The 24,587-nt window shown below is 36.6% G+C and carries 26 protein-coding genes and 1 pseudogene; 19 read left to right on the top strand and 8 right to left on the bottom strand.

The window, feature by feature from the left end; genetic code table 11:
• The first annotated feature begins 17 nt into the window (after positions 1-17).
• Positions 18-1,007 (top strand): LacI family DNA-binding transcriptional regulator, encoded by a 990-nt coding sequence (locus tag AAIE21_RS18405; protein ID WP_343268105.1) that lies wholly within the window; start codon positions 18-20, stop codon positions 1,005-1,007.
• Between the two features lie 127 nt (positions 1,008-1,134).
• The gene (locus tag AAIE21_RS18410) at positions 1,135-1,557 is read left to right on the top strand and encodes a DUF5412 domain-containing protein (protein WP_343268107.1); all 423 of its coding nucleotides are present in this window, start codon (positions 1,135-1,137) and stop codon (positions 1,555-1,557) included.
• Between the two features lie 317 nt (positions 1,558-1,874).
• Here the strand turns inward: AAIE21_RS18410 and AAIE21_RS18415 are convergent, their stop codons facing one another.
• From AAIE21_RS18415 to ytzI, 3 genes and pseudogenes are all read right to left on the bottom strand, one after another.
• Complete coding sequence (locus AAIE21_RS18415; protein WP_343268108.1) at positions 1,875-2,105, bottom strand: DUF3953 domain-containing protein; 231 nt, start codon at positions 2,103-2,105, stop codon at positions 1,875-1,877.
• Between the two features lie 27 nt (positions 2,106-2,132).
• Positions 2,133-2,363 (bottom strand): DUF3953 domain-containing protein, encoded by a 231-nt coding sequence (locus AAIE21_RS18420; protein WP_343268109.1) that lies wholly within the window; start codon positions 2,361-2,363, stop codon positions 2,133-2,135.
• A gap of 213 nt (positions 2,364-2,576) precedes the next feature.
• A pseudogene (gene ytzI, locus AAIE21_RS18425) lies at positions 2,577-2,666 on the bottom strand (YtzI protein); the annotation flags it as partial.
• A gap of 107 nt (positions 2,667-2,773) precedes the next feature.
• Between ytzI and AAIE21_RS18430 the strand changes: the two are divergent.
• Positions 2,774-3,091 carry a hydrolase gene (locus AAIE21_RS18430; RefSeq protein WP_343268110.1) on the top strand — a complete coding sequence of 106 codons (318 nt, stop codon included), beginning with the start codon at positions 2,774-2,776 and terminating at the stop codon, positions 3,089-3,091.
• An 84-nt stretch (positions 3,092-3,175) separates the two neighbouring features.
• Positions 3,176-3,655, top strand: a complete 480-nt coding sequence (gene mutTA / locus AAIE21_RS18435) for an antimutator 8-oxo-(dGTP/GTP)ase (protein WP_343268111.1) — start codon at positions 3,176-3,178, stop codon at positions 3,653-3,655.
• A gap of 17 nt (positions 3,656-3,672) precedes the next feature.
• On the opposite strand, the gene AAIE21_RS18440 is transcribed toward mutTA, so the two are convergent.
• Positions 3,673-4,323 (bottom strand): HAD family hydrolase, encoded by a 651-nt coding sequence (locus AAIE21_RS18440; protein ID WP_343268238.1) that lies wholly within the window; start codon positions 4,321-4,323, stop codon positions 3,673-3,675.
• Positions 4,324-4,428: 105 nt separating this feature from the next.
• On the opposite strand from AAIE21_RS18440, the gene AAIE21_RS18445 reads away from it, so the two are divergent.
• Positions 4,429-5,565, top strand: coding sequence for a recombinase family protein (locus AAIE21_RS18445; protein WP_343268112.1), 1,137 nt, complete (start codon positions 4,429-4,431; stop codon positions 5,563-5,565).
• Positions 5,566-5,733: 168 nt separating this feature from the next.
• A complete protein-coding gene (locus tag AAIE21_RS18450; RefSeq protein WP_343268113.1) occupies positions 5,734-5,955 on the top strand; it encodes a hypothetical protein in 222 nt (73 codons plus the stop codon).
• Between the two features lie 61 nt (positions 5,956-6,016).
• Here the strand turns inward: AAIE21_RS18450 and AAIE21_RS18455 are convergent, their stop codons facing one another.
• The 3 genes from AAIE21_RS18455 to AAIE21_RS18465 are packed head-to-tail and all read right to left on the bottom strand — an operon-like array spanning position 6,017 to position 8,596.
• Positions 6,017-6,823 (bottom strand): ABC transporter permease, encoded by an 807-nt coding sequence (locus AAIE21_RS18455; RefSeq protein WP_343268114.1) that lies wholly within the window; start codon positions 6,821-6,823, stop codon positions 6,017-6,019.
• A complete protein-coding gene (locus tag AAIE21_RS18460) occupies positions 6,816-7,580 on the bottom strand; it encodes an ABC transporter ATP-binding protein (protein WP_343268115.1) in 765 nt (254 codons plus the stop codon). The genes AAIE21_RS18455 and AAIE21_RS18460 overlap by 8 nt, the downstream gene beginning before the upstream one ends.
• Before the next feature lie 11 nt (positions 7,581-7,591).
• Positions 7,592-8,596, bottom strand: coding sequence for an ABC transporter substrate-binding protein (locus tag AAIE21_RS18465; protein WP_343268116.1), 1,005 nt, complete (start codon positions 8,594-8,596; stop codon positions 7,592-7,594).
• A gap of 121 nt (positions 8,597-8,717) precedes the next feature.
• On the opposite strand from AAIE21_RS18465, the gene AAIE21_RS18470 reads away from it, so the two are divergent.
• The 4 genes from AAIE21_RS18470 to AAIE21_RS18485 all read left to right on the top strand — a co-directional run bounded on the left by AAIE21_RS18470 (position 8,718) and on the right by AAIE21_RS18485 (position 12,817).
• On the top strand, positions 8,718-9,014 hold the full coding sequence (locus AAIE21_RS18470; RefSeq protein WP_343268117.1) for a DUF3986 family protein: 297 nt from the start codon (positions 8,718-8,720) through the stop codon (positions 9,012-9,014).
• A gap of 1 nt (position 9,015) precedes the next feature.
• On the top strand, positions 9,016-9,249 hold the full coding sequence (locus AAIE21_RS18475) for a hypothetical protein (RefSeq protein WP_343268118.1): 234 nt from the start codon (positions 9,016-9,018) through the stop codon (positions 9,247-9,249).
• A gap of 339 nt (positions 9,250-9,588) precedes the next feature.
• Positions 9,589-10,521, top strand: coding sequence for a metallophosphoesterase (locus AAIE21_RS18480; protein ID WP_343268239.1), 933 nt, complete (start codon positions 9,589-9,591; stop codon positions 10,519-10,521).
• A 478-nt stretch (positions 10,522-10,999) separates the two neighbouring features.
• Positions 11,000-12,817, top strand: coding sequence for an acyltransferase family protein (locus AAIE21_RS18485; protein WP_343268119.1), 1,818 nt, complete (start codon positions 11,000-11,002; stop codon positions 12,815-12,817).
• 283 nt (positions 12,818-13,100) lie between these two features.
• On the opposite strand, the gene AAIE21_RS18490 is transcribed toward AAIE21_RS18485, so the two are convergent.
• Positions 13,101-13,319 carry a PCI domain-containing protein gene (locus AAIE21_RS18490; protein ID WP_343268120.1) on the bottom strand — a complete coding sequence of 73 codons (219 nt, stop codon included), beginning with the start codon at positions 13,317-13,319 and terminating at the stop codon, positions 13,101-13,103.
• Positions 13,320-13,876: 557 nt separating this feature from the next.
• Here AAIE21_RS18490 and fdhF point away from each other — a divergent pair.
• From fdhF to AAIE21_RS18535, 9 genes are all read left to right on the top strand, one after another.
• Complete coding sequence (gene fdhF, locus AAIE21_RS18495; protein WP_343268121.1) at positions 13,877-16,858, top strand: formate dehydrogenase subunit alpha; 2,982 nt, start codon at positions 13,877-13,879, stop codon at positions 16,856-16,858.
• Positions 16,833-17,330, top strand: a complete 498-nt coding sequence (locus AAIE21_RS18500) for a helical membrane plugin domain-containing protein (protein ID WP_343268122.1) — start codon at positions 16,833-16,835, stop codon at positions 17,328-17,330. The genes fdhF and AAIE21_RS18500 overlap by 26 nt, the downstream gene beginning before the upstream one ends.
• A 17-nt stretch (positions 17,331-17,347) precedes the next feature.
• Positions 17,348-17,557, top strand: a complete 210-nt coding sequence (locus AAIE21_RS18505; RefSeq protein WP_343268123.1) for a heavy-metal-associated domain-containing protein — start codon at positions 17,348-17,350, stop codon at positions 17,555-17,557.
• Between the two features lie 48 nt (positions 17,558-17,605).
• Positions 17,606-17,749 (top strand): hypothetical protein, encoded by a 144-nt coding sequence (locus tag AAIE21_RS18510; RefSeq protein WP_343268124.1) that lies wholly within the window; start codon positions 17,606-17,608, stop codon positions 17,747-17,749.
• Positions 17,750-18,511: 762 nt separating this feature from the next.
• On the top strand, positions 18,512-19,561 hold the full coding sequence (locus AAIE21_RS18515; protein WP_343268125.1) for a P-loop NTPase: 1,050 nt from the start codon (positions 18,512-18,514) through the stop codon (positions 19,559-19,561).
• A 605-nt stretch (positions 19,562-20,166) separates the two neighbouring features.
• Positions 20,167-20,970, top strand: coding sequence for a formate dehydrogenase accessory sulfurtransferase FdhD (gene fdhD, locus AAIE21_RS18520; RefSeq protein ID WP_343268240.1), 804 nt, complete (start codon positions 20,167-20,169; stop codon positions 20,968-20,970).
• A 50-nt stretch (positions 20,971-21,020) separates the two neighbouring features.
• On the top strand, positions 21,021-22,037 hold the full coding sequence (moaA, locus tag AAIE21_RS18525) for a GTP 3',8-cyclase MoaA (RefSeq protein WP_343268126.1): 1,017 nt from the start codon (positions 21,021-21,023) through the stop codon (positions 22,035-22,037).
• A 191-nt stretch (positions 22,038-22,228) separates the two neighbouring features.
• Positions 22,229-23,245, top strand: a complete 1,017-nt coding sequence (locus tag AAIE21_RS18530) for a MoeB/ThiF family adenylyltransferase (RefSeq protein ID WP_343268127.1) — start codon at positions 22,229-22,231, stop codon at positions 23,243-23,245.
• A 17-nt stretch (positions 23,246-23,262) separates the two neighbouring features.
• Positions 23,263-24,552 (top strand): molybdopterin molybdotransferase MoeA, encoded by a 1,290-nt coding sequence (locus AAIE21_RS18535; protein ID WP_343268128.1) that lies wholly within the window; start codon positions 23,263-23,265, stop codon positions 24,550-24,552.
• The last annotated feature ends 35 nt before the right edge of the window (positions 24,553-24,587 follow it).

Below are 24,587 nucleotides of genomic sequence, written 5' to 3' on the forward strand. Positions count from 1 at the left end.
GAGTAGGTGAATCAGGTATGGCAACGATTAAAGATATAGCAGAGAAGGCAGGCGTATCCATCGCTACTGTTTCGCGGGTGTTAAATAATGATCCATTGCTCTCTGTGAGTGATGAAACGAAGAGAAAGATATTTGAAGCAGCAGAGGAACTTTCTTATAAGAAGCGTACAAATCGCAAAAAAGAATTACCAAAAATCGCTTTGGTTCATTGGTATACGGAAGAAGAAGAGCTTAACGATTTATATTATATGTCTATTCGTTTAGGGATAGAAAAAAGATGTGAACAGCAAGGTTTGAAAATCGTAAAACTTTTTCATAGCCAAATGGAAGATTTGATGAAGGAAAACATTCAAGGCATGATTGCAATAGGGAAGTTTAGTGAAAGAGAAATAGGTTTATTTGAAACGATAACAAAAAATATTGTATTTGTAGATTATTCTCCAAATGAGGAACTGTTTGATTCAGTTGTCGTAGATTTTGAAAAGGTAACAATGAAGGTGATTGATTATTTAATAGAAAAGGAACATCAAAGGATTGGATATATAGGAGGAAGGGAGATTTTTAAAGATCAGACTGCTGAAATTGAAGATCCAAGGGAACGCGCTTTTATAAAATATATGAAGAAACAAGAGTTATTGGATGAAAAAAATATATACATAGGTCAATTTTCAGTAAACGATGGCTATTCACTAATGAAACAGGCGATAGAAGAGCAGCAAGATCAGTTACCAACGGCTTTTTTTGTTGGAAATGATGCCATGGCAATCGGATGCTTGCGAGTATTACATGAATGGAAGATTGCTGTTCCAGAAAGAGTAAATATAATTGGTGTAAATGATATCAGTATTTCTCAGTATCTTTCTCCTGCGCTCAGTACAGTGAAAGTATATACGGGGCTTATGGGAGAAACAGCAGTAGATTTATTAATGGAAAGATTTTCAGGACGGCATGTAGCTAAAAAGGTAATTTTATCAACGAGATTAAATATTAGGGAAAGTAGTTTTTAGTAAATGAAAAAGAAACTCCTGTTTAGTGAAGCAGGAGTTTCTTTTTTGTTGGCATATATTAATTGGTTATTTTGTGGGGTAATATGGTTTTTATAAGTTCATATTCAATATTATAGGAGATGGTTGAGTGGACGATGCAAAAATTCAAATCAAAAGGATAAAGAGAAAAGTAGCATTGGTATTACTTATTGCGCTAGTAATGATCATTGGCTTCGGATATTGGAAATTTTTTAGTTTGCAAGGTGTTCCGAAAGGAGAATTGATTCGGACTGTAAAGTCTCCAGATGGGAAACATGTTATTAAAACCTATTTTCATAACGCCGGATCATTAAGTGCAGATGCTGTTAGAGGAGAATTAGTTAACCTTAGTTCCAATTCTGTCCAAAATGTATATTGGAACTATCCAGATACAAATCCATACATTGAATGGATAGATAAAGATAGAGTTAGAATTGGAGATCAAACGTTAGATATTTCAAAGAAAGAAACTTATGATTGGCGTCAGGATGATAAACATATAAAAGAACAACCAAAACAGTTTGTTCAATAGATGATATGTAGTAAGAGAAGGAGAGTACGGCTAGTTATTTTAACTCTATAAATTGCCTTGTTTAGTGAAAGAATTTTGATACCATAACGAAGAACATAAGGGCGGAAATCCCGAAATACGGAATGCTCATTGATTTTCGCCCTGCTTTTATTTCATTTATACCGAGAAGGATAAATGAACAACTAAAACCAATTTGTATATAAGGGGTGAAGGCGAGGTTATTGGTAAAAAAAGAATATATACAAAGAACGAGCGTCAGCAGTCCGAAAAAAATACGTAATCCCGTTAGCATTTAATCCCTCCTTTGAAAGCTTGTATTAGCGGAGAAATTCCGATATAGCGATGAATAAAACGGCAGCTCCAACTAGAAAACAAAGCGTTCCACTTACTTTCTTTTGTTCACGTAGTTCCTCAATGCTCATCGTGAAAGACATGAACCCTAAAGCGATAAACATATAAAGCAGAATGCCTCTGTTATCTGTGATAAAACCATATATAGATAAAGCTAATGCAATGAGTGAAAAGGTTATTCGAACAAACTTTAACATGTTAACCCCTCCGTAAGAAAAGAATCGCTACATAATATACTTTACTGCGAGAACAGCCCACACGAAAACTCCTGCCACCATACAAGTTAGGCCGGTGCTTGGATCCTTCTTTTTGATTTGTTCAATCGCAATTATGAATATTAAGGCTCCTACGAAAAATTGTGAAAGTGTAAGAAATGCATCGCTCTGTGTAAATAGACTATATAAGGATACGATAATAACAATGAAAGTAGTGAGAAGGCGGAGTATACGAAGCATATTATTGATCCTCCTTTTTATTTGCCAGATAAGGATTGTCCTCTGGTTTATCAACCGAATGTTTATCCCGCATTAACGGACAGTAACACTCCTACCTCAAAATTCAGCGAAAGCAAAGAAGTTAGGTGGGAGATGAACTGTCCGTAAAAGCCCGATTGGTTCAACTAATAATCAGTGGGGGATGGGGAAAACCCCCACTGATTAAAGTTTCACTTTATATGAATAGCCTTTATTAATAGTTAGCACAGAGAGAACCAATACGATAAGTACAATAATGACTCCGACAATTAATATTTTAATCAAATAGAACCCTCCTTTTCCCCATTTTATCACTAAATGAAACTTCGTTTTACATAATTTTGTAATTGTTGAAAATAATAGAAATTAAAAAGGTGAAAGAAGGGCGTTATATGGATAATAAGAAAACTTATTATATATCAGTAGGAAATGGACAGATTTCGCAGGTGAAAACGGCGGATACATATAGTTTTGAGATTCATGCAACGGATGAGGAAATTATTCAACTACGGGAATACTTCGATCAAGCGTATCGTGAAGATCTTGGCTCATTTGTACGTTCGCACGTTCCGTATGTTGAGTACCATCATGATTCGAATAATGACCGGTATGATGTTGAGCTGCAGAAAGCGTATAAGATGATTTATGATTTAGGAAATCATGAAACAAAGGAATTAGTCGCGCAAATGGGAATAATCAATGGATTATAGTTGGATAACATTATGCAGAAAAGCGAGAATATGCTACAATTTGTGGTAGGAAAAACTTGTAACCATCTATAGGGGAGTAATGGCATGTACAAATTTAAAGATTATTACCACAACACTGTACAATTATCGTTTGAACGTTATCCATTTTCTCCTGAGCCAAAGCATGTTTGGGTTGTATGCCGGTACGGGGATCAATGGTTATTAACGCATCATTTACGCCGCGGTCTTGAATTTCCGGGTGGTAAAGTGGAAATTGGGGAAACACCGGAAGAAGCGGCAGTTCGGGAGGTTCATGAAGAAACCGGCGGCATTGTTTCTGATTTAACTTACTTAGGACAATACAAAGTATCTGGAAAAGACAAAATAATCATTAAAAACATTTATTTCGCAACAATTAGTGCTGTAGAACAACATACGCACTACGAAGAGACAAAAGGGTCTGTTCTATTAAAAGAAATTCCTGATAGTATTAAAACTGATAGGAAATTTAGCTTTATTATGCGCGATGATGTATTAGCGCGTACGATGAAACATATAGAAGAACTCGGCTGTTTTACGAAGTAAAGGAGCCGAGTTCTTTTTTATACAAAAGACAGTACTTCAAGCAAATCTTGAGCCACACGAGAATGCTCAAATCCCTTCCAAAATGAATCTTTCTTCCAAACAGCGAGAATGCCAGCATTTTCAGCTCCAATTACATCATTTTCTGGATGATCTCCTACATAAATACATTCTTCCGGTTTCACATTTAATTGAAGGAGAGCACGTTCAAAAATAACTGGATGTGGTTTCTTAATACCTTCTGCTTCCGAAATAAGAATTGTATTTGTATAAGTATGTAGCTGCAAGGCACGAAGGTTGTTCATCTGAAATTCTGTGAAGCCATTTGTAATAATTCCGATTGCGATATCTTGATTTTGTAATTGTTGTAGCAATTCATGCATATTTGGAAAAGGAATGCAGTGATTTGTGAATTCTGTTACGTAGTCGTGCAGGAGTTGATCGGCGGTTAGAGTTGTAATGTTATATTCGTTGAGCAAAGTAGTATATACTTTATCTTTCCAAGTATAGCCGTTATTATCAAGCTGAATGAAACGAGTGCAATACTCGTTTTTTTCTATCTCAGTAAAATGCCCTGTGTAACGATCGTATTGTTTACTAATAAAACTCTCCAAAGATTGACGGCGATCTAACAATGTTCCATCTAAATCAAATAATACAGCGCGTATCATCATACATTCCCCCTCAAAAAGTAAAAAACTCCCTAAAAATAATTATCGCATATTTGTAAGAAAATGATTATCATATCTTTGTAGAATGGAATAATGGAGGTTTATATGAGGAAGGTTTGTGGAAGGCTATTATGTTTTATCTTAGCAATTGGTGTTACAGCAGGGTGCAGTAAAGAGGTAAAAGTTGCGGAAAAGAAAGAGATATGCAAAACAGAAGATGAATGTACGAAACTTGGAGATGATATGGTTCAAAAAGTATATAAGAAGATGGAAAGTCTGTCTCAGCTGGAAGAGCTAGAGGAAGATGCAGAAGGATTGGAAGAGGGAATAGAAGAAAGTACAGAAGAGAATGCTGGAAAGAAAGGTAGTATGAAAATAGCTGAACAGAAGAAAGATGAGGATGAAAATTATTTCTTTTTAGCATCTTATTATATTGATGAGGAAGACATCATAGATCCTTATTTTGAAAAGCTAGATAAGAAACGTTTAAATAAGGTGTTTGCGGATGATCAAGAAGCGAAGGAAGACATCATACAGCAGCATGAAGATAGAGATTATCATGAAACGTTATGGGGAATTTATCGTACGTTAATTCCGTCTAAGTATCGAGAGAATATAAAAGAATTTGATATTGTGACAGATGGATATGATGGAATTGTTGCCCATGTAACTCCTAGTATGGAGAATCCGAAAGATTGGGTGTTAAGTTTAGATACGCTTGATTCAGGTGTGAATATAGATGAAGTAATGAAGACATTAATACATGAGACTGCTCATGTATTAACGCTTAGTGATAAACAAATTCCAGTAGATAAAAAGTATGTAAAGGCATTTGAAGCGGAGAAAGATGTTTCTTCTTATCAAAATAAGTGTAACAATCTTTTCTTGCAAGAAGGGTGCGCGAAAGCAGATTCGTATATTAACAAATTCTATGATTCTTTCTGGAAGCCAATTGAAAGTGAATGGCAAGAAAAGCAAATCGAAACAGAGGAAGAGGCGCAAATACAATTTTTCGAAGAGAAGCATGATCAATTCGTCTCTGAGTATGGGACAACGAATGTAGCAGAGGATATTGCTGATACATTTACAGCATTCATTTTGCAAGATTCAAAGAAAGTGAAAGAGGGACAAGAACTGAAATATAAAAAGATGGCATTCTTTTATCAATATCCGGAGCTTGTCAAAATGAGAGCGGAAGTGTTGGCTGGATTATATGAGGTTTCACAAACAATAAAAGAATAAAAGTAGTAAAAGCAACCAAAATATAATTAGGTTGCTTTTTTTAAGTAGAAGAAGGAACTAGAAATTGTAAATAGAATAGAGTATAAAAGATTAATTGTCACAAAATTGACACAATTAGAATATACATAGTAGAGATGTAATGAATTTATTCTCAAGGGGGTAGATCGTATGAAAACCATTCTTGCTATTGCTGGTCTTATTTGGGTCATGTCGCATGGGTTTCCGATTTTCGAGGGAGAGCAAATTCGTACAGCGTTAAATAAACAATTTAATGAGTATCATGTTATAGATCGACAAGATAATATTGTAAAGGTACGTGTGAAAGATTGTTTTCATACGGTCACGATTCAAGGAAGTATTGTAGTTAACGATGCCAAAGTATGTGATTAACAATAAATATATGAATCCAATTTAAAATAAAAAAGAGCTGACTCCGGCATATTATTTGGAGTCAGCTTCTTTTTCTTTTTCCTACCATTAATTTTTCAAAACCTTCAACAAATACATACATAAGAGTGGCAAGGACACATGTCAGTAAGACACTTAGCAGTACAAGTGTAAAGTTAAACACTTGGAATCCATAGCTAATTAAATAACCGAGTCCTTGTTTGGAAACGAGAAGTTCTCCGAAAATAACACCAACCCATGATAGTCCAACATTTACTTTTAACGTTGAAATGATAGCTGGAAAGGAAGACGGTAAAATAACTTGTTGATAGGTTTGCCATTTATTTGCACCAAACGTATCCATTACTTTTATATAATTCGAATCAACTTCTTGAAATGCACTGTAAATAACAAGAATGGTGATGATGATGGAAATAATGACTCCCATTGCGATTGAAGAGGAGATATTTGGACCGAAAATAACGATAATAATTGGGCCAAGTGCTACTTTCGGCATCGCATTTAACACAACAAGGTATGGATCTAATACGCGAGCGATAAGAGGTATCCACCAAAGAACGGTTGCGATAATTGTCCCAAGTACTGTCCCCAGAATAAATCCAATACTTGTTTCTAATAGTGTCGTCCATATGTGAATCCAAAGTGATCCATCTCCCCATTTGCTTAAAAACAGTTCCAAAATGCTTGAAGGAGAGCTGAAGAGTAAAGGATCAATCCACTCTTGCTTGCTAGAAATTTCCCATAATATAAAGAAGAGAATGAGGAGCAATAATTGTAAAGAAGCAACTATCCAAGTGCGCTGGCGTGCTTTTTTTCGAAACTGTTCATGTAGTTGTTTTATATTATCCAAGGTTCTCAAGCTCCTTCCATATGGCTTGAAACAGAGCTGGAAACTCAGGGTGGTGTCTTGCTTGTAAAGGTGGTAAAGAACGGATGCTTTCTGGTACGATAAATGTTTTGGCAATTTTGCCAGGGTTTGCTTGAAGCAAGTAAATACGATCACTCATTGCGATAGCTTCTTCGATGTCATGGGTGACGAGAAGAGAAGTTTTCTTATACTTGTGCAATAAAGAGAATACGAGATCCTCTAATTTTAATTTCGTTTGATAATCAAGGGCTGAAAATGGTTCATCAAGCAAAAGGATTTTCGGGTTTGTTGCAAGTGTACGAACGAGTGCTGCCCGTTGGCGCATACCACCGGATAGTTCTGGAGGGTATTGCTTTTCTATGCCTTGCAGGCCGACTTGTTTTAAAAGTTGTAACGTATGTTCTTTTGTTTCTTGTCCGTATGTTTTTGTAATATGCAACCCGAGCATGATATTTTCTTCAATTGTTTTCCAAGGGAACAAATAATCTTGTTGAAGCATATATCCCATTGAATCTGTTGATTTTAGTATTGGTTTATCATCTAAAAAAACGATCCCTTCAATTGGTTGCAGCAGCCCTGCGATAATGGAAAGGAGTGTTGTTTTCCCACAGCCACTTGGACCGAGAATGGATATGAATTCTCCTTCGTCTACCTGTAAGCTAATATCTTCAAGGATGAGCCGGGCACTTTTTTTTGAAAAAAAACATTGGGAAACGTGAGATATTTGTAAGAAACCCATTGTATTCGCCTCTACTTCTTAATAACGCTTTCGGCAATTTTTGTATTAACGAGCGCTTCATGTGGAACTTCTTTTTGTAGTTCACCAGCTTCTTTCATAATCTTCTGCACTTGTTTCCATTCCTCTTCATCTAATAATGGATTTGTTGCATACGAATGTTGCTTTTTATAGCGTTCGATTACTTTTACCGTAATATCTTTTGCAGTATCTTTAAAAAGTGGTGTAACAACCTCGGCGATTTCTTCTGGGCTATGTGTATCTACCCATTGCTGTGCTTTATATAATGCACGTGTGAATTTTTCGGCTGCTGCTTTGTCTTTCTTTAAAAAGCTTTCTTTTGCCATAAATGTTGTGTAAGGGACGGTTCCAGATTCAGTACCGAAGGATGCGACGATATAGCCCTTTCCTTCCTTTTCAAAAATGCTTGCGGTTGGTTCAAACAGCTGGACAAATTCTCCTGTACCAGATGCAAAAGCATTAGCAATATTCGCAAACTCAACATTTTGAATTAAATTTGTATCTTTATGTGGATCAATACCATTTTTCTTTAAAACGTATTCTCCAACCATTTGTGGCATACCGCCTTTACGCTGACCAAGGAAAGTAACGCCCTTTACATCGTTCCAATTAAAAGAGTCTAATTTTTTACGTGAAACTAAAAATGTCCCATCCGTTTGCGTGAGTTGTGCAAAGTTAATAACTGGATCTTTTGCTCCTTGCTGGTGAACATAAATAGATGTTTCAGAACCGACAAGTGCAACATCAATTCCTCCAGATAACAGTGCGGTCATCGTTTTATCGCCACCAGCTGTCGTTTGCAAATCAATATCTAACCCTTCATCTTTAAAAAATCCTTTTTCAATCCCAACATAGAGCGGGGCATAGAAGAGGGAATGTGTAACTTCACCGATGCGAATCTTTTGCGCTTGTTGCTTCGTATCGTCTTTTTTACTACACGCCACAACCGTAAAAACAGTAAGTACAAGTATACAAAAAGCAGCTATGAATTTTTTCAATAGGTGACACCTCCTAGAAATGAATCTACTGCCATAATATGTAGAGAAGTGCCTAGATGTGAGTGAACATAGAAGGAATTTTTTGGATGATAAAGAAGTACAAATATAAGGGGTGATAAAAATGAAGTATGAATATGATGATAGCTTGCATTTACATCTTGATTATTTCGGAGAAGAATATGATATGGAATCGATTGCTTATAAAAGAAAACATGAAGATGTGTGGGATGTTTTTTTTAACTTTGCCTTTTATGGGATTCCCTTAGTACAGGTGCAAGAAGATGAATTCATGGATGACTATTCTGGATATCGTGTTTTTTCTGTACATGCCAATGACTTAAGCTGGGAATTTGGTAGTGCTAAGTTTGAAGAATGGCTTTTGGAGAATCGTATATTAGAAAAAACAGTGCAGAAATAGGATGATTGATTTTCTCGTTTTGTTACTTATATTTGTAGCAGGTTTTATGATGTTACAGTTTCTTTCTTATCGCTTTGCAAAAAAGAATATTCATAAATATAAGGAAACGAAACTTATGCATATTTGGTTGGATATGCAAGTAAAGAAAGGGCCGAAATTAGATTTTGGTGATTATACATTTATACTAATTGTATGCATCATATGGAAAATTTGGCTTCTTCCTCTCATAAGGTAGAATCTATAAAATCATCTAAACTGCTTCTAATAGTATTAGTAATAAATATCCTATCATTTTCCCCCTTAACAGCAGAACTACATGATGCACGAAATCTTAATTTTGGTGTGAATAGCTTGTTCATGTTCACCTCAATCTTCAAAAAGACATACGTTTGTAACATAGAAATGCTACAACTTTATGTAAAGTGTATCTTTTTATGAAGATGAATTTAGAGGTGAACACATGAAAGCAAATTTAGAACACGCCAAAACAAATAGAATGAACTCGAACAAGGAAGTACCTTCTTTGGAACAAGCAAAAGAAGGTACTCCCTTATTGTGGTTGAGACGAATATGTATGATTTCCCTCATACTATTCATTCTTCCGGTAACAATTTACGTATATGCTTTTCATTTCGAAACAAAAGCATTGTCAGTTACATGGAATGACATTGACAATCCAAATATCCCAAAAGGTTTTCATGGTGTGAAGATCGTACAGTTTTCAGACACACATTTCGGACCGAATTTCCCTCATAAACAGCAACAACTATTAGTGGATAAAATCAATCAATTAAATCCTGATATTGTGGTTTTTACAGGTGATTTAATTGATAAATTTAATGAGTATGCTTCCGAAAGAAAGTACTCACAAACTATTTTGGCACAAATTCATGCTCCTCTTGGAAAATATGCAGTGTTTGGCAATCATGATCGAGGCGGCGGAGGAGGTCATTTATACAAAGAGTATATGCAAAAGGCTGGCTTTACAGTTTTGAACAATGAAACGAAAAAGATTAAAGCTGAGACTGGTGAGTATATTACTATTTCTGGTCTTGATGATTTTTTACTTGGAAAACCTAAAATTCATCCAACCTTGAAGGACCTTAGAGTAGAGGATTTTAACTTACTACTAGTGCATGAACCTGATGCTGTCGATCAAATATTGGAATATCCAGTAGATCTTCAAATATCCGGTCATAGTCATGGTGGACAAGTTCAGATTCCGTTCATAGGTCCTATTATTACTACTTCACTAGCAAATAAATATGTAGAAGGGCTTTATTCATTAGAAGGAAAGCGTAAACCATTACAGTTGTATGTGAATCGTGGTATGGGGACTACTAGAATGCCGGTCCGGTTTTTAAGTAAGCCTGAGCTTTCTGTTTTTTCGTTAAAGAGAACGAGCGGTGTTGTAAAAGATATTTTGACAAATACGGAGACGCATACATACGGTATTAAAGTACGATTACAAGATGGGCAAATTGGTAGGGTTCAAAGCGTCAGCTAATAAGAAAAGAGGTTATCCTAAAAGTAGTTTTAGGGTAACCTCTTTTTTATAGATAAACTCACTATGATTTTCTACGATATAAATCACGGCTTCGGAAACAAAAAGAGGTTTCCACTTACTTGCTCCTTGTGTTTTCACATGGGATGGGGCGAAAAAAGGTCCTGACCGCTTCTATGCACCGCCGGACGCTCTTTTCCTACCTGAAAGGAAAGGTCTTATACCGGTTTTTAATTTATATTTATATATTCGAGTATTTATTTCGTTTACAAAAGAAAGTTTATTCATGAAACTATTTTATGTAGTTAGATAACGTGATAAAATTTTAATTACTGTGTGTAATCATAAAAAAAGAGAGTATTTATGAATATGTTTTGTAATATTTTGATGGTTTATATTTTTTTAGGGTCATACAATTGATAGAGTTGTATATCGTGGATATTGACAGAATTTTTAGAGAAACATGGGGGGTGACTGCTAGATGCCCAAACCATTAAAGAAAAATAGTCGCTATATGGTTGGATTGGACAGTCTAAGGGGACTAGCTATACTAGGTGTTATTTTATATCATATCAATTTTAATTGGATGCCTGGCGGATTTTTAGGTGTTACTGTATTTTTTGTACTTTCGGGTTATTTAATCACGGATATTCTGGCGATAGAATGGAAGAGAAATAAGAGGATTGACTTGAAGAGGTTTTGGCTCAGCAGAGCAAGACGATTACTTCCTGGAATGCTCGTTATGCTTGTAATTGTGTTAGCGTGGATCACTATTTTTCATAGTTCCTTGCTAGGAAAGATGCGAGGGGATTCACTAGCAGCTTTATTGTATTTCAGTAACTGGTGGTATATTTATCATAAATTATCATACTTTGAGAGTTTTAATCAACTTTCTCCGTTAAATCATTTTTGGTCATTAGCTGTGGAAGAACAGTTCTATGTAGTGTGGCCATTTATCATTAGCCTTGCATTTTATTACATAAAAAAGAAATCACGTATCATTTTATTCGTCGTTCTAGGGGCAGCCATGTCTGCATTAGCGATGGCAATTTTGTATGAACCAGGAGCTGACCCGAGTAGAATTTATTATGGTACTGATACGAGAGCTTTTTCCTTATTGATTGGAGCGGCACTTGCCTTAATTTGGCCAAGCAGTAGGCTTGCAAATAAAATCATTCCAAAGGCACGTCTCGTTCTTGACGTAGTTGGAGCAGTTGCTCTTATCATCATTCTCGTTATGTTTTGGAAGACGAATCAATATGATCCGTTTCTATATCGCGGGGGAATGGTTCTTTTATCGCTGGCTACTGCCTTGTTAGTAGCTAATCTTGCTCATCCAGCTAGCCGAATTGCTCAATTTTTACGTTTTAGACCACTGCGCTGGATGGGGGTACGATCGTATGGAATATATCTTTGGCATTATCCGATTATCACATTGACAAGTTCGAAAGTAGATGCTGGAGAGTTTTCGCTTACACGAGCAATTCTTCAATTTCTTCTTATTATAATTGCTGCACAAATTTCGTGGAAGTTTATTGAAGATCCAATCAGGCGAGGGGCATTGAAGAATATTGGCTCGAAGAACTGGAGAATGAGAAATTTAGCATTAAGTGGCAAGTTAGCTATAGTAGGTGCATTATTCATTTCTACGATAGCTGTTTTTGGATTATCAACAGCTAGCCAAGCAAAGGATAATCCGGAGAAAGGTAAGACGGAAGCAATACAAACGGAACAAAAAGAAAAACCGAAACATCCAGTGGCAGTTAGGGAAAAGCCAGCTGAGGAACCACCTCAAAATAAAGAACAACAAGAAGCTACTGCGCAGACTAAAGAACCTCAAACAGTTACAGCTGTGGGTGATTCGATTACGATTGATATCACCCCGTATTTGAAAAATGCATTTCCTAATATTAAGGTTGATGCAAAAGTTGGTCGACAACTGTCTAAAGCAATTCCTGTGGTGGAACAGCTAAAGAATGAGGGGAATTTAGGAAATCATGTCATTATTGGATTAGGTACAAATGGAGCTTTTACAAAGGATCAATTAGTATCATTAGTGCAATTGATTGGAAATGAGCGTAAAATTATATTAGTCAATACAAGGGTACCACGTCCATGGGAATCATTGGTGAATGAAAAATTAAAAGAAGTAGCATCTGCCTATCAAAATGTGACATTAATCGATTGGTATGCAGCAAGTGCTGGAAATAAGGCATATTTTGAACCAGATGGCGTACATTTAACAAAAACAGGTGCAGAAGCATATGCAGCGCTTGTAGTAAAAGCAGTGAATCCATAATTGATTTGTTTCACGGTATAAAAATATTCTTTATCATTTAGTAGATTGATTGCAAAAAAAGAACTTGTAGATACGCTACAAGTTCTTTTTTCGATTTATATTGAATAACGGGGGTATAACTAGACAAAAAAGCTCAAACATGAAGAACGGGGAGTTCTACTTTAACCTGACAAGTTTAGTATATAACACATGATAGCGTTTTCGATGATATATTATTGAAAATTATGTGAATTATGATATATATAGATTGAAAAAATCTTATAAAAGCATTCCTTCTATATTTCTACGGCAGTAAATATATTTCATAATTCGGTGGATCAGTTAGCTTTGATTTATTTAACCGCCCCTCATTGACTAATTCCTGCAAAGTTTTCTCAACATCCTCAGGTTTCACATGAAATAAATCAGCAATCTTTACAGTAGAGAGAGCCGTATATTTCGGTTTTTTTGATGAAGAAATAATCATCGCATTTACACGTTGATATAATTTTTCTTTTTCCACTTTTTTAAACCTTCTTCCCAATTCATTTTTCAAGAGATCATTAAGAAATGAGATACATAATTCCTTATAAGATTAACCCGTTATAGGTTGTTTTATGCTCTCTTCCAATACAGAAATTTAATAATTAACTACTAATATTCGTAAAAGAGGGTAAATATAAAATTAGTTTAGGAGGGAATGGTATGAGAGGCGTGTATATTTCCATTGGCTAACTTTTAGTCGTCCGAGTAATGACAGATTTACGTAAAGAATAGGGAAGTTTTGGAGCCGCTATTTTTTAAGGACATTTTAGTTGGATGGATTCTCGTTCGAATTTTATTCCTGAAACCTTAGTGGAGGAAGGGTGTTTGAAGGTGCAGCCTATTGGAAATCCTATGGAGACTACATAAAAATGAAACTTCCATCGGTGAAGAATTCTTCATCCCCTACTGATGGTTATTCCTCACCAATCGGGCTTTTATCGACTCAAACTCTCTCCCGCGTTTCTCTCTGAATCTTGAGGTTAGATCAGGCGAGAGTACATCCTAAAGATAAAGTCAAAATAAGGAGGTTAAAGCGTGAAAGAATCTTCATTTTCGATTCAAATTAACGGGAAGGAATTCGTAGCTTACCCTGGGCAAACAATTTTGGAAATAGCTCAGGCAAATGCATCGTATATCCCAAGTATTTGTTTTCATCCGAATCTCGGAACCATCCAAACTTGCGATACATGCTTTGTCAACGCGGGAGGTAAAATGGTTCGCGCCTGTGCCACAAAAGCAGAGTCTGGGATGAATATCGATACTCTCTCGCAAACTGTGAAAGATGCACAATATGAAGCAATGTCACGAATTTTAAAAAACCACGAACTGTATTGCACAGTTTGTGACAATAATAATGGGAATTGTGTTGTTCATAATACAGCCGAATATCTGGAAATTGAGCATCAAAAATATAAATTTGAAGCAAAGCCATACCCACCAGATATGTCACACCCTTTTTACCGATATGAGCCAGATCAATGTATTTTATGTGGAAGATGTGTAGAAGCCTGTCAAGATTTACAAGTAAACGAAACATTAACGATTGACTGGGAACGTGAAAAACCCCGTGTAATTTGGGACAATGATGTATCTATCGATGAATCGTCTTGTGTTTCGTGTGGACATTGTGTAACTGTTTGTCCATGTAATGCATTGATGGAGAAATCCATGCTAGGTGAAGCTGGTTATTTAACGTCTATCCCTCCTAACGTGTTAGAACCAATGATTGATTTGACAAAGGAAGTAGAACCAGGATACAAAGAGATTTTTGCAATTTCCGAAATGGAAGCAGCTATGAGAAAGGCCAGGGTCAAACGTACGAAAACGGTTTGTACCTATTGCGGGGTTGGATGTAGCTTTGAAGTATGGACAAAAGATCGTCATATTTTAAAAATTGAGCCCCAAGAACATGCTCCAGTTAATGGGATTTCTACATGTGTAAAAGGAAAATGGGGTTGGGATTATGTTAATAGTGAAGAGCGTTTAACAAAGCCTTTAATTCGTAAAGGAAATGAATTCGTGGAAGCAACTTGGGATGAGGCACTGAAATTAATTGCTTCAAAACTAACAGATATTAAGGAACAACAGGGGCCTGATTCCATTGGTTACATTGCTTCGTCTAAATGTTCAAATGAGGAGAATTTTCTATTCCAAAAATTTGCTCGCGCTATCATGGGAACAAACAACGTAGATAATTGTTCTAGATATTGTCAATCTCCTGCAACAGCAGGACTCTTACGTACAGTCGGAATCGGAGGAGATGCCGGAACAATAAAAGACATTGAAAAATCAGGGCTGGTCATTGTAATTGGTGCAAATCCAGCTGAATCCCATCCTGTTCTTGCAACTCGTATTAAACGAGCTCATAAGCTTCATGGACAGAAACTCATCGTTGCAGATTTGCGTGAGAACGAATTGGCAGAACGCTCTGATCTATTTATTCATCCTAAGCCTAGTTCGGATCTTATATGGTTGTCAGCTGTAACAAAATACATTTTAGATCAGGGATGGGAAGACAAAGAATTCTTAAAAAAACGGGTAAATGGTCTTGATGAGTATATTCAATCTTTAAATAAATACACACTAGACTATGCCGCAAAAACAACAGGATTAACAAAGGACGAACTCATTAAGGTAGCAACAATGATTTATGAATCCAAGTCAGCTTGTATACTATGGGCTATGGGTGTTACGCAGCATAAAGGAGCAACGGATACTAGTACAGCAATCTCAAATCTTCTTTTAATCACAGGGAATTACGGCCGAGCAGGAGCAGGTGCTTTCCCTCTTAGAGGACATAATAATGTTCAAGGAGCTTGTGATTTCGGGACAATGCCTGCATGGCTCCCTGGATATGAGCCTATTCAAGACGAGCAGGCTAGAAAGCGTTATGAAAAGGCGTGGGGGGTTACTTTGCCAAAAGAGCCTGGAATGGATAATCATCAAATGCTCGATGGTGTTAAAGAAGGAAAGCTAAAGGCTTTGTATTTATTCGGTGAAGACATGGCATTGGTGGATTCCAACATAAATTTTGTAGATTCTATGCTCGAAAGTCTGGAGTTTTTTGTTGTCCAGGATGTGTTCTTCAGTAAAACAGCACAATTTGCTGATGTTATTTTACCTGCGGCCCCGAGCTTGGAGAAAGACGGTACGTTTGTCAACACAGAACGCCGAATTCAAAGGTTTTACCAAGTCCTTGAACCACTTGGAGACTCAAAACCAGATTGGCTTATATTCCAAGAGCTTGCTAATCATCTTGGAGCGAACTGGAATTATCAACATCCGAGTGAAATTATGGATGAAGCAGCGAGTCTTGCTACCTACTTTGCTGGTGTGAGTTATAAAAGGCTAGAAGGATTTAATAGTCAAATTTGGCCGGTTGCGAAAGATGGTACAGATACGCCCATCCTTTTCAAAGAAAGGTTCGCTTTTGCGGATGGAAAGGCACGACTTATTCCAGTGGACTGGACGCCTCCTTTTGAAGCAGGAGAAGAATATGATTTACACCTAAATAACGGTCGATTGCTAGAACATTTCCATGAAGGAAATATGACGTACAAATCTGAAGGGCTTACACATAAAGTTCCACACCCTTGGCTTGAAGTTTCACTGGAACTTGCAGAGGAACGAGGAATTGAGGATGGTACGTTAGTACGTTTAGCGTCTCCTTATGGTCAGGTCAAAGTAAGAGCGATTGTCACGAGCCGTGTAACAGGGAAAGAATTGTACTTGACGATGAACACGCGGGAAGATGAGGAAGCCGTTAACCGCCTAACAAGTAGCTATCATGACCTGGTTACCCATACACCGAACTATAAAGAAATGAGTGTCAAAATGGAAATTTTAGAAGAAAAGGGTGAATCGCCGTTACCAAGGGTAAATTATCGCTTTGGCAATCGCATGCCACAAATCAGTGTCAGAGTGGAGGAGAAGTGGAAACGGGATGATTTTACTCCAATAACAGAGTTATTCGAAATAGGAGGAGATGAATTTGGCGAAAGCGATCAAGCGAATTAAAAAAGAGATTCCTACTCCTGAACAGGAACAATCACAAGCGATTACAGATATTATAGCCGCCTTAGCAAATAATCGGGAAGCCATCATGTCAACAATTGGAATTATAAAACACCTCCAAGATATGGGCATCTTAGATGCTCTGAATGGATTGCTTGAAAAACGTACGGATGTAGGAGTAATTGCAATTCAGCAAATCAATCAGCCAAGCATGCATAATACGATCAAAAATGGAATGAACACTTTCAAATTCCTTGGTCAATTGAATCCAGATCAATTACAAATTATTCTAAGCGGAGTTAGTCGGGGTTTTGAGAAATTTGGAGAAAAGATCGATAAAAATGAAAAAGCGAGCTTGTGGAAGCTTGGAACCAGTATTCAAAATGAAGAAGTAAGGAAATCACTCGTTACGATGTTAGGGTTTTTAGAGGGAATGGGGGAAGTCTTTCAGGGGGATAAGCGAGAGCTACATTAAAAAGGAGAATGTGTAAATTGGAAAAAGGAAGCATTAGGATAGATGGGATACAGAATGAGCAAGATAGTAATAAAATCCTTCAGGCACTGCATGCAGTATGGGGGATAAGAGAAGCAGAAGTAAGTTTAGTAAACAAAACGGCTACGTTTAGCTATGATGAGAAAGCTGCCTCACGTGCAGATTTTCTTCAGGCTGTTAAAGATACAGGATTTCACATTCAGGATTAGACTTTTTTGTAAAAGAAATAAGGAATAAGTTGAGGAGGGGGCAATAAGATGAGAGTATGTGAAGTTTGTGGTTCTGAAGAGAAAAGGGAACGAGAAGGTAATGAACCGACTGGAAGAAGAATGCTTCATGTATGTGAAAACTGTAGAACGGATCGTAAGTTCCCGTCTTTGGAGAATGAGGAATTGCTGTAAATAACTTAAAAGGGAACATAGAGGGATAAAAACCTTTTATGTTCCCTTTTCATACTTTGTTTTTCATCTATAGGCTATGTCTTCAGGTAAGCAAATCTTCCTCGTAAATATTTGGTTTTTTCGAGTTCCACATCGTAACCCTCTTGAAATTTCGCGTGTTCTACATCACCGGTAACATGCTAATATCTTGGAAGGAAAGTCGATGATCATTACGATATAACTATAGATCCAGTACATTGTTATGGCTACAGAAGAGGTATTCATTAACATCTAATCTACTATAATTTCCTATTGAGGTTAATCATTTAAAGTATTATAATGAGTGCATAAGAAATCATTGATATTAGGTAATGGCAAATTGCCTTAATATCCTGTTTTTTATGTTTACTATATGTGATAAGAGGAATCGCTAGCAGATAAAACTGCTTAGTAATTAGCTCACCATAAAATAGACTGTGTATCCGTACGTACACATTTTATTTTATGGTGAGCTTTTTTGGTTTGTAAAAAGGAGCGTTATCATGCTGGGAATAGTTCGAGTACAATGAGCACCACACTAAATAGAATAAAGTCTTAAAGTTTTTACTATTACTTGCAATACGCAGCATATACCCTTTCATGATACTTGTTGATAATAATTCAACATCAACAGTACCCATATACGTATAGAGCAAATGTAACGAATCTGTTTGCGCTGTTTTCTGTAGTAATTCATTGACCATAATGAAGATAAAATCATTAACTAAAAAAGGACTGATAGGTATGTTGACACATGAAAAAATTATGAACGCTCTAAAACATGTTCAAGATCCAGAACTTCATAAAAGCATTGTGGATTTAAACATGGTACGAAATATTCAGATTGACGGCACCCATATTCAACTGGAAGTTGTTTTGACGATCCAAGGTTGCCCATTAAAAGCAAAAATAAAAGAAGATGTTGAAAGTTCTCTTCGAAATATTGGAGCTTCTAGTGTTTCACTAACCTTTGGTTCTATGACAGCAGAAGAGCGAGCTACATTGACGCAAATGCTGAAGAAGAACTCCACAACAAACACAGGAATGCCTAGCATGTTGCGACCTGATTCAGGAGTACAATTTATTACTGTGACAAGTGGAAAAGGGGGCGTGGGGAAATCCACAGTTACCGTTAATCTAGCAATCGCTTTGACACGTTTAGGGAAAAAGGTCGGAATTTTAGACGCAGACATATACGGATTTAGTATTCCTGCGATGATGGGAGTTATACAAAAGCCAACTATGATTGATCAGACAGTAATCCCGATTATCAGTCATGGCGTTAAAATTATGTCAATGGGATTTTTTACAGATAATAACAATCCGGTAATGTGGCGAGGACCGATGCTCAATAAATGGATTCAAAACTTTCTTGCAAACACGCATTGGGGAGAACTAGATTATCTTCTTCTTGATTTACCTCCTGGCACAGGAGACGTAGCGATTGATGTAGCCGCGATGATTCCGCAAGCGAAGGAAATTATCGTCACAACTCCTCATAACGTAGCGTCTTTTGTTGCTTCAAGAGCGGGTGCGATGGCGAAATATACGAAACACGAAATTTTAGGGATCGTCGAAAATATGGCATATTATGAAGAACAAGACGGTTCAAGAAATTATCTTTTTGGAAAAGGTGGTGGTGATATGCTAGCCGAACAGTTACAATCTGAAGTGATTGCAAGAATTCCTTTTGCCAAACGTGAGGAAAACAAAGATTCAAATATATATGATGAAGATTCGCTTGCTGGGGAAATGTTTACATCTTTAGCTGAAGATCTTATGCATAGAAGATAAAATGTATTACTTTCATTTGTTTCTATGTATTATAGTTTGAAAAAATTTCTCTATGGAAACAAAAAAGAGTAGGGACCAAGCGATTCTAATTATTTCAGACATGAAGGGATATAGAATTCTTCATAAAAATATAATTTAAAGGATGAGGCACCGCGTCAACTAACCCACCACTTATCCGACCTTGCTGTCTGATTGAAGTGGGAGCTTGTGTCTGTCTGATATAGACAGTGCCTCTGCCCTCACAGATAGCAATTACACTTGTTCCTACCCAGTAGTACTAACGAGCAATACTCTCCTACTTTAGTGTGGTGGAACATAAGGACGGTTGACTTCGCCCCTACTACAAGGGTCATACCCAAGTAGTACCGTCAAAACGGTTTCGTATACGTTAAAGATTTTATGGTTACAACGGTTTTCTCTTATATTTTATTTTAATTTACTACAATTGAAAGGAGTAGGCAAGGTGGATATTTCAGATACTTGATATGGTACAAAATCTTACGATTTTAACGTACCATACCATATCTGACGGCAATTCCTCCCCCACTTATCGTTGGGCTACGCCCTTCACACGATTGAAGTAGGGGTATCCTTGCCGAATGCAGATGAAACCGGTAGTAGGAAAAAGAAGAATTCTTAAATTCGCGGATGGCTACATGAAAGAGGCTGAAGATATAGTTGTTACAGAATTTCCTGTGACAGTAAAAATTAATGGACAAGAATTTGTTACGATGGTTTGTACACCAGAGTACATTGAAGATATGGTTATCGGTTACTTAGCATCTGAAGGAGTTATACGAAGATATGAAGATATCAAAGAAATTTGGATTCAGGACAAAGAAGGATATGTGCACGTGAAAATAGATAAATTGAATCCTTATTATCAAAATTTCCAGAATAAGCGTTATGTTACATCATGTTGTGGGATGAGCAGACAAGGGTTTGTTTTCATTAATGATGCATTAACGGCTAAGAAAATGAATGAAATACGAGTCAAAATCTCTCCAGATGACTGCATTCATTTCATGAATCAGTTACAAGACGCAGCTACTATTTTCCAAGACACTGGGGGAGTTCATAATGCTGCGCTATGTGATGTAAATGGTTTTATGCTAGGTCGGATGGATATAGGAAGACATAATGCTCTGGATAAAATATACGGATATTGTTTGAAAAATAACGTCTCGATTGGAAATAAAATCATTGTGTTTAGCGGACGGATCTCTTCAGAAATTTTATTGAAAGTAGCAAAAATTGGTTGTGAGGTAGTTCTTTCGAAATCTGCTCCTACTGAATTGGCGTTAGAGTTAGCAGAAGATTTAGGGATTACAACAGTAGGTTTTATTCGAAATCAATCTTTCAATATTTACACATGTCCAGAACGAATTCAAAACCACAGTAAAACATAAGATTGAATTTAATAGTAGTTGGTCGTTTACCTTAGAAGGGAGAGAGAAATATGGAAAATGGTATATTAGATAAATTGCAACGCCCCTTGAGAGATCTTCGTTTATCTGTGACTGATCGTTGTAATTTCCGCTGTCGTTATTGTATGCCGGAAGAAATATTTGGGGCTGACTATCCTTTTTTGTCTTCTGATAAAATTTTGTCTTTTGATGAAATGGAACGATTAACCCGTATATTTGTTTCCTTAGGTGTCAAAAAAATACGGATTACTGGAGGAGAGCCCCTATTACGTAAGGGTCTTCCAGAACTTATTCATCGCTTGAAATCAATTGACGGAGTAGAGGATATTTCTATAACAACGAATGGATCGCTTCTTAAAAAATTCGCTCCTGCGCTATTTGATGCCGGGTTAAGACGGGTAACAGTTAGTCTTGATTCTTTAGATGATCAACGTTTCAATCAATTAAATGGAAATAAAAGCAAAGTTGCAAGGGTTTTAGAGGGCATTCAATCTGCTTCTCATGCAGGACTAAAAGTAAAAGTGAATATGGTTGTTCAAAAAGGGAAAAACGATCAAGATATCATTCCGATGGCGAAATATTTTAAAGAAAATAAACATACGCTTCGTTTTATTGAGTATATGGATGTAGGGAACTCTAATGGCTGGAGAATGACAGAAGTAATGACGAAACAAGAGATTTTAAAGCAAATTGGAGCAATTATGCCGCTTGAACAAATTGAGCCGAATTATGAAGGAGAGGTAGCAACTAGATACCGTTATATAGGTAGTGAGCAAGAAATTGGAATTATTTCATCTGTGACTGATTCTTTTTGTTCAACCTGTTCAAGGGCTCGTGTTTCTGCTGAAGGGAAATTATATACATGTTTATTTGCATCAAAGGGGTATGATCTTCGTCATTTGCTTCGTTCAGAGGAGTCGGATGATGTGATTACTCATACAATTACTGATATTTGGAATCATCGTGGTGACCGTTATTCTGATGAAAGAGCAAATGGTAACCATTCAATAAACCGATCAAAAGTAGAGATGTCCCATATTGGTGGTTAACATGATTACCTTTATGAAGGAGAACGATTCGCTTTCATGGTTGGAATGAAAAAATGGATATTTCATTAGAAATAAAATGTGGGTAGAAAAAAAGTGTGAATCTAATTAACACGTAGATTATCAAAGATTACATACATGAATGATATACATGGTTGATGTATGTAATCTTTGAAAGAAAGGAAGAGAGTTCGGTGACTGATCGTTATTCACGGCAGCAAATGTTCAAACAAATAGGTTTTGAAGGGCAAGAAAAAATCAGACATAAGCATGTACTAATTGTAGGGGCTGGAGCATTGGGCAGTGCGGGCGCTGAAGCTTTTGTAAGAGCAGGTATTGGAAAATTAACAATTATTGATCGTGATTATGTTGAATGGAGCAATTTGCAACGTCAACAGCTATATACTGAAAAAGATGCGAATGATAAGATCCCAAAAGCAATTGCTGCCAAAAAGCATTTGGAACAAATAAATTCAGAAGTTGAAATTGAAGCACTTATTATGGATGCGGGGTCTGATAATTTAGAAAGTTTGCTAGATGATGTTGATATTATTATTGATGGCACAGATAATTTCGATATTCGATTTATTGTAAATGATCTTTCACATAAATATAACATTCCATGGATTTATGGTTCATGTGTAGGGAGTTATGGAGCCACTTATACAGTTATCCCTGGAAGAACGCCGTGTTTGAATTGTATCTTGAAAAAAGTTCCTGCTGGAGGTGCAACATGCGATACAGCAGGAATTATTAGCCCGGCTGTTCAAATTGTTTCTGCTTATCAAGTAACAGAAGCATTCAAAATTCTTGTAGAGGATTTTTCAACATTAAGGAATACCTTTTTGACATTTGATGTATGGAGTAACCGATATCACTCTATTCATATAAATAAAATAAAAACAGAAGGTTGTCCATCCTGTGGAATAGTCAGAACATATCCGTATTTATCGTATGAAAATCAAACAAAGACAGAAGTATTATGTGGACGAAATACAGTTCAAATTAGACCTACTAAAAGTATCGAATATAGTTTTGATCAAGTAGAGAAATCATTAAAAGTTTACGGTACAGTCACGAAAAATCTGTATTTATTATCTTGTCAGCTTCAAGACTATCGGATGGTTATATTTAGGGATGGACGTGTTTTCATTCATGGAACAAATAACATCCAGCTCGCTAAAAATCTTTATTATCGCCTATTAGGTTAATAAAAGGAGTGAGAATGATGGTAACAAAACGCACCCCCATTTCTGTAGGCGAATGTGTTCATAAAGTGATGGAATATGCCAAAAATGGCATAAAGGAAATGATACCACTTGAATTAGCCTATGGTCGTTTCTTAGCGGAAGACTTAATAGCTGATCACAATGTTCCTTGGTTTGATCGTTCTCCATATGATGGATTCGCTGTAAGAGCAGAAGATACAGAAAAAGCTAATTCTGATCAGCCAATATCATTAAAAGTGGTGGGAGAAATTGGTGCAGGTACGGTCTTTCATGGACAAGTTCGGGCATTTGAAGCGGTTCGGATTATGACCGGTGCTCCAATTCCTGAAGGATGTGATGCGGTTGTCATGCTTGAATTAGTGAAAGAGTATACAGAAAGTAATCAAAAGTTTATTGAGATGAAGCGTTCTCTTAACAAAGGTCATAACATCTCCTTTGCAGGTGAAGATGCAAAAAAAGGAACAATTTTAGTGAAAAAAGGGACGTATATCAATCCGGGGATTTCAGCGCTATTAGCAACATTCGGATACAGTAAGGTACCTGTTGCCAAAAAGCCTATTGTGGGAGTTTTAGCGACTGGAAGTGAACTTCTTGAAGTAAGTGAACCACTTACACTAGGGAAAATTCGAAATAGCAATTCGTACATGATTCTGGCCCAAATTGAAAGAGCTGGAGGAAATGTTAAATATCTCGGAAAATTAAGCGATGAATTTGATAGCTGTTTTGCTGCTGTCAAAAACTCTTTAACCGAAGTAGATATACTCATTACAACAGGCGGCGTGTCAGTAGGAGACTATGACTATTTACCAGCTATCTATGAAAAATTAGGAGCATCGGTTCTTTTTAACAAAGTAGCGATGAGGCCGGGCAGTGTAACAACAGTAGCTCAATTGAACGGGAAACTATTATTTGGTTTATCAGGAAATCCGTCTGCTTGTTACGTTGGATGTGAATTATTTGTTCGTCCTGTTATTCGTACGTACTTATTCAATGACAAACCACATCTGAAAAGAGAAAGTGCATATTTAGGAGAGGATTTTGTAAAACCTAATCCATTTACTCGTTTTGTAAGAGGAACTCTTTCCTATAATAAGGGCCAGTTAATCGTTTCTCCTTCAGGTTTTAATAAATCTGGCGCTGTTTCCTCTTTAGCTAGAGCAGATGCATTTATTGTTCTACCAGGAGGCTCAAGAGGGTATAAAAAGGGAATGGTTGTTGATGTTTTGCTATTAGAAGATGTACAAGGAAGTGAATGGCCTTGGGAAAACATTGTTCCATCCTATAGATAGTAGGGTTTCAAAATAGTGGCAAAACAACATGAATG

The organism is Paenibacillus sp. 102, from assembly GCF_039549175.1.
Classification (GTDB): Bacteria; Bacillota; Bacilli; order Bacillales; family Bacillaceae_G; genus Bacillus_A.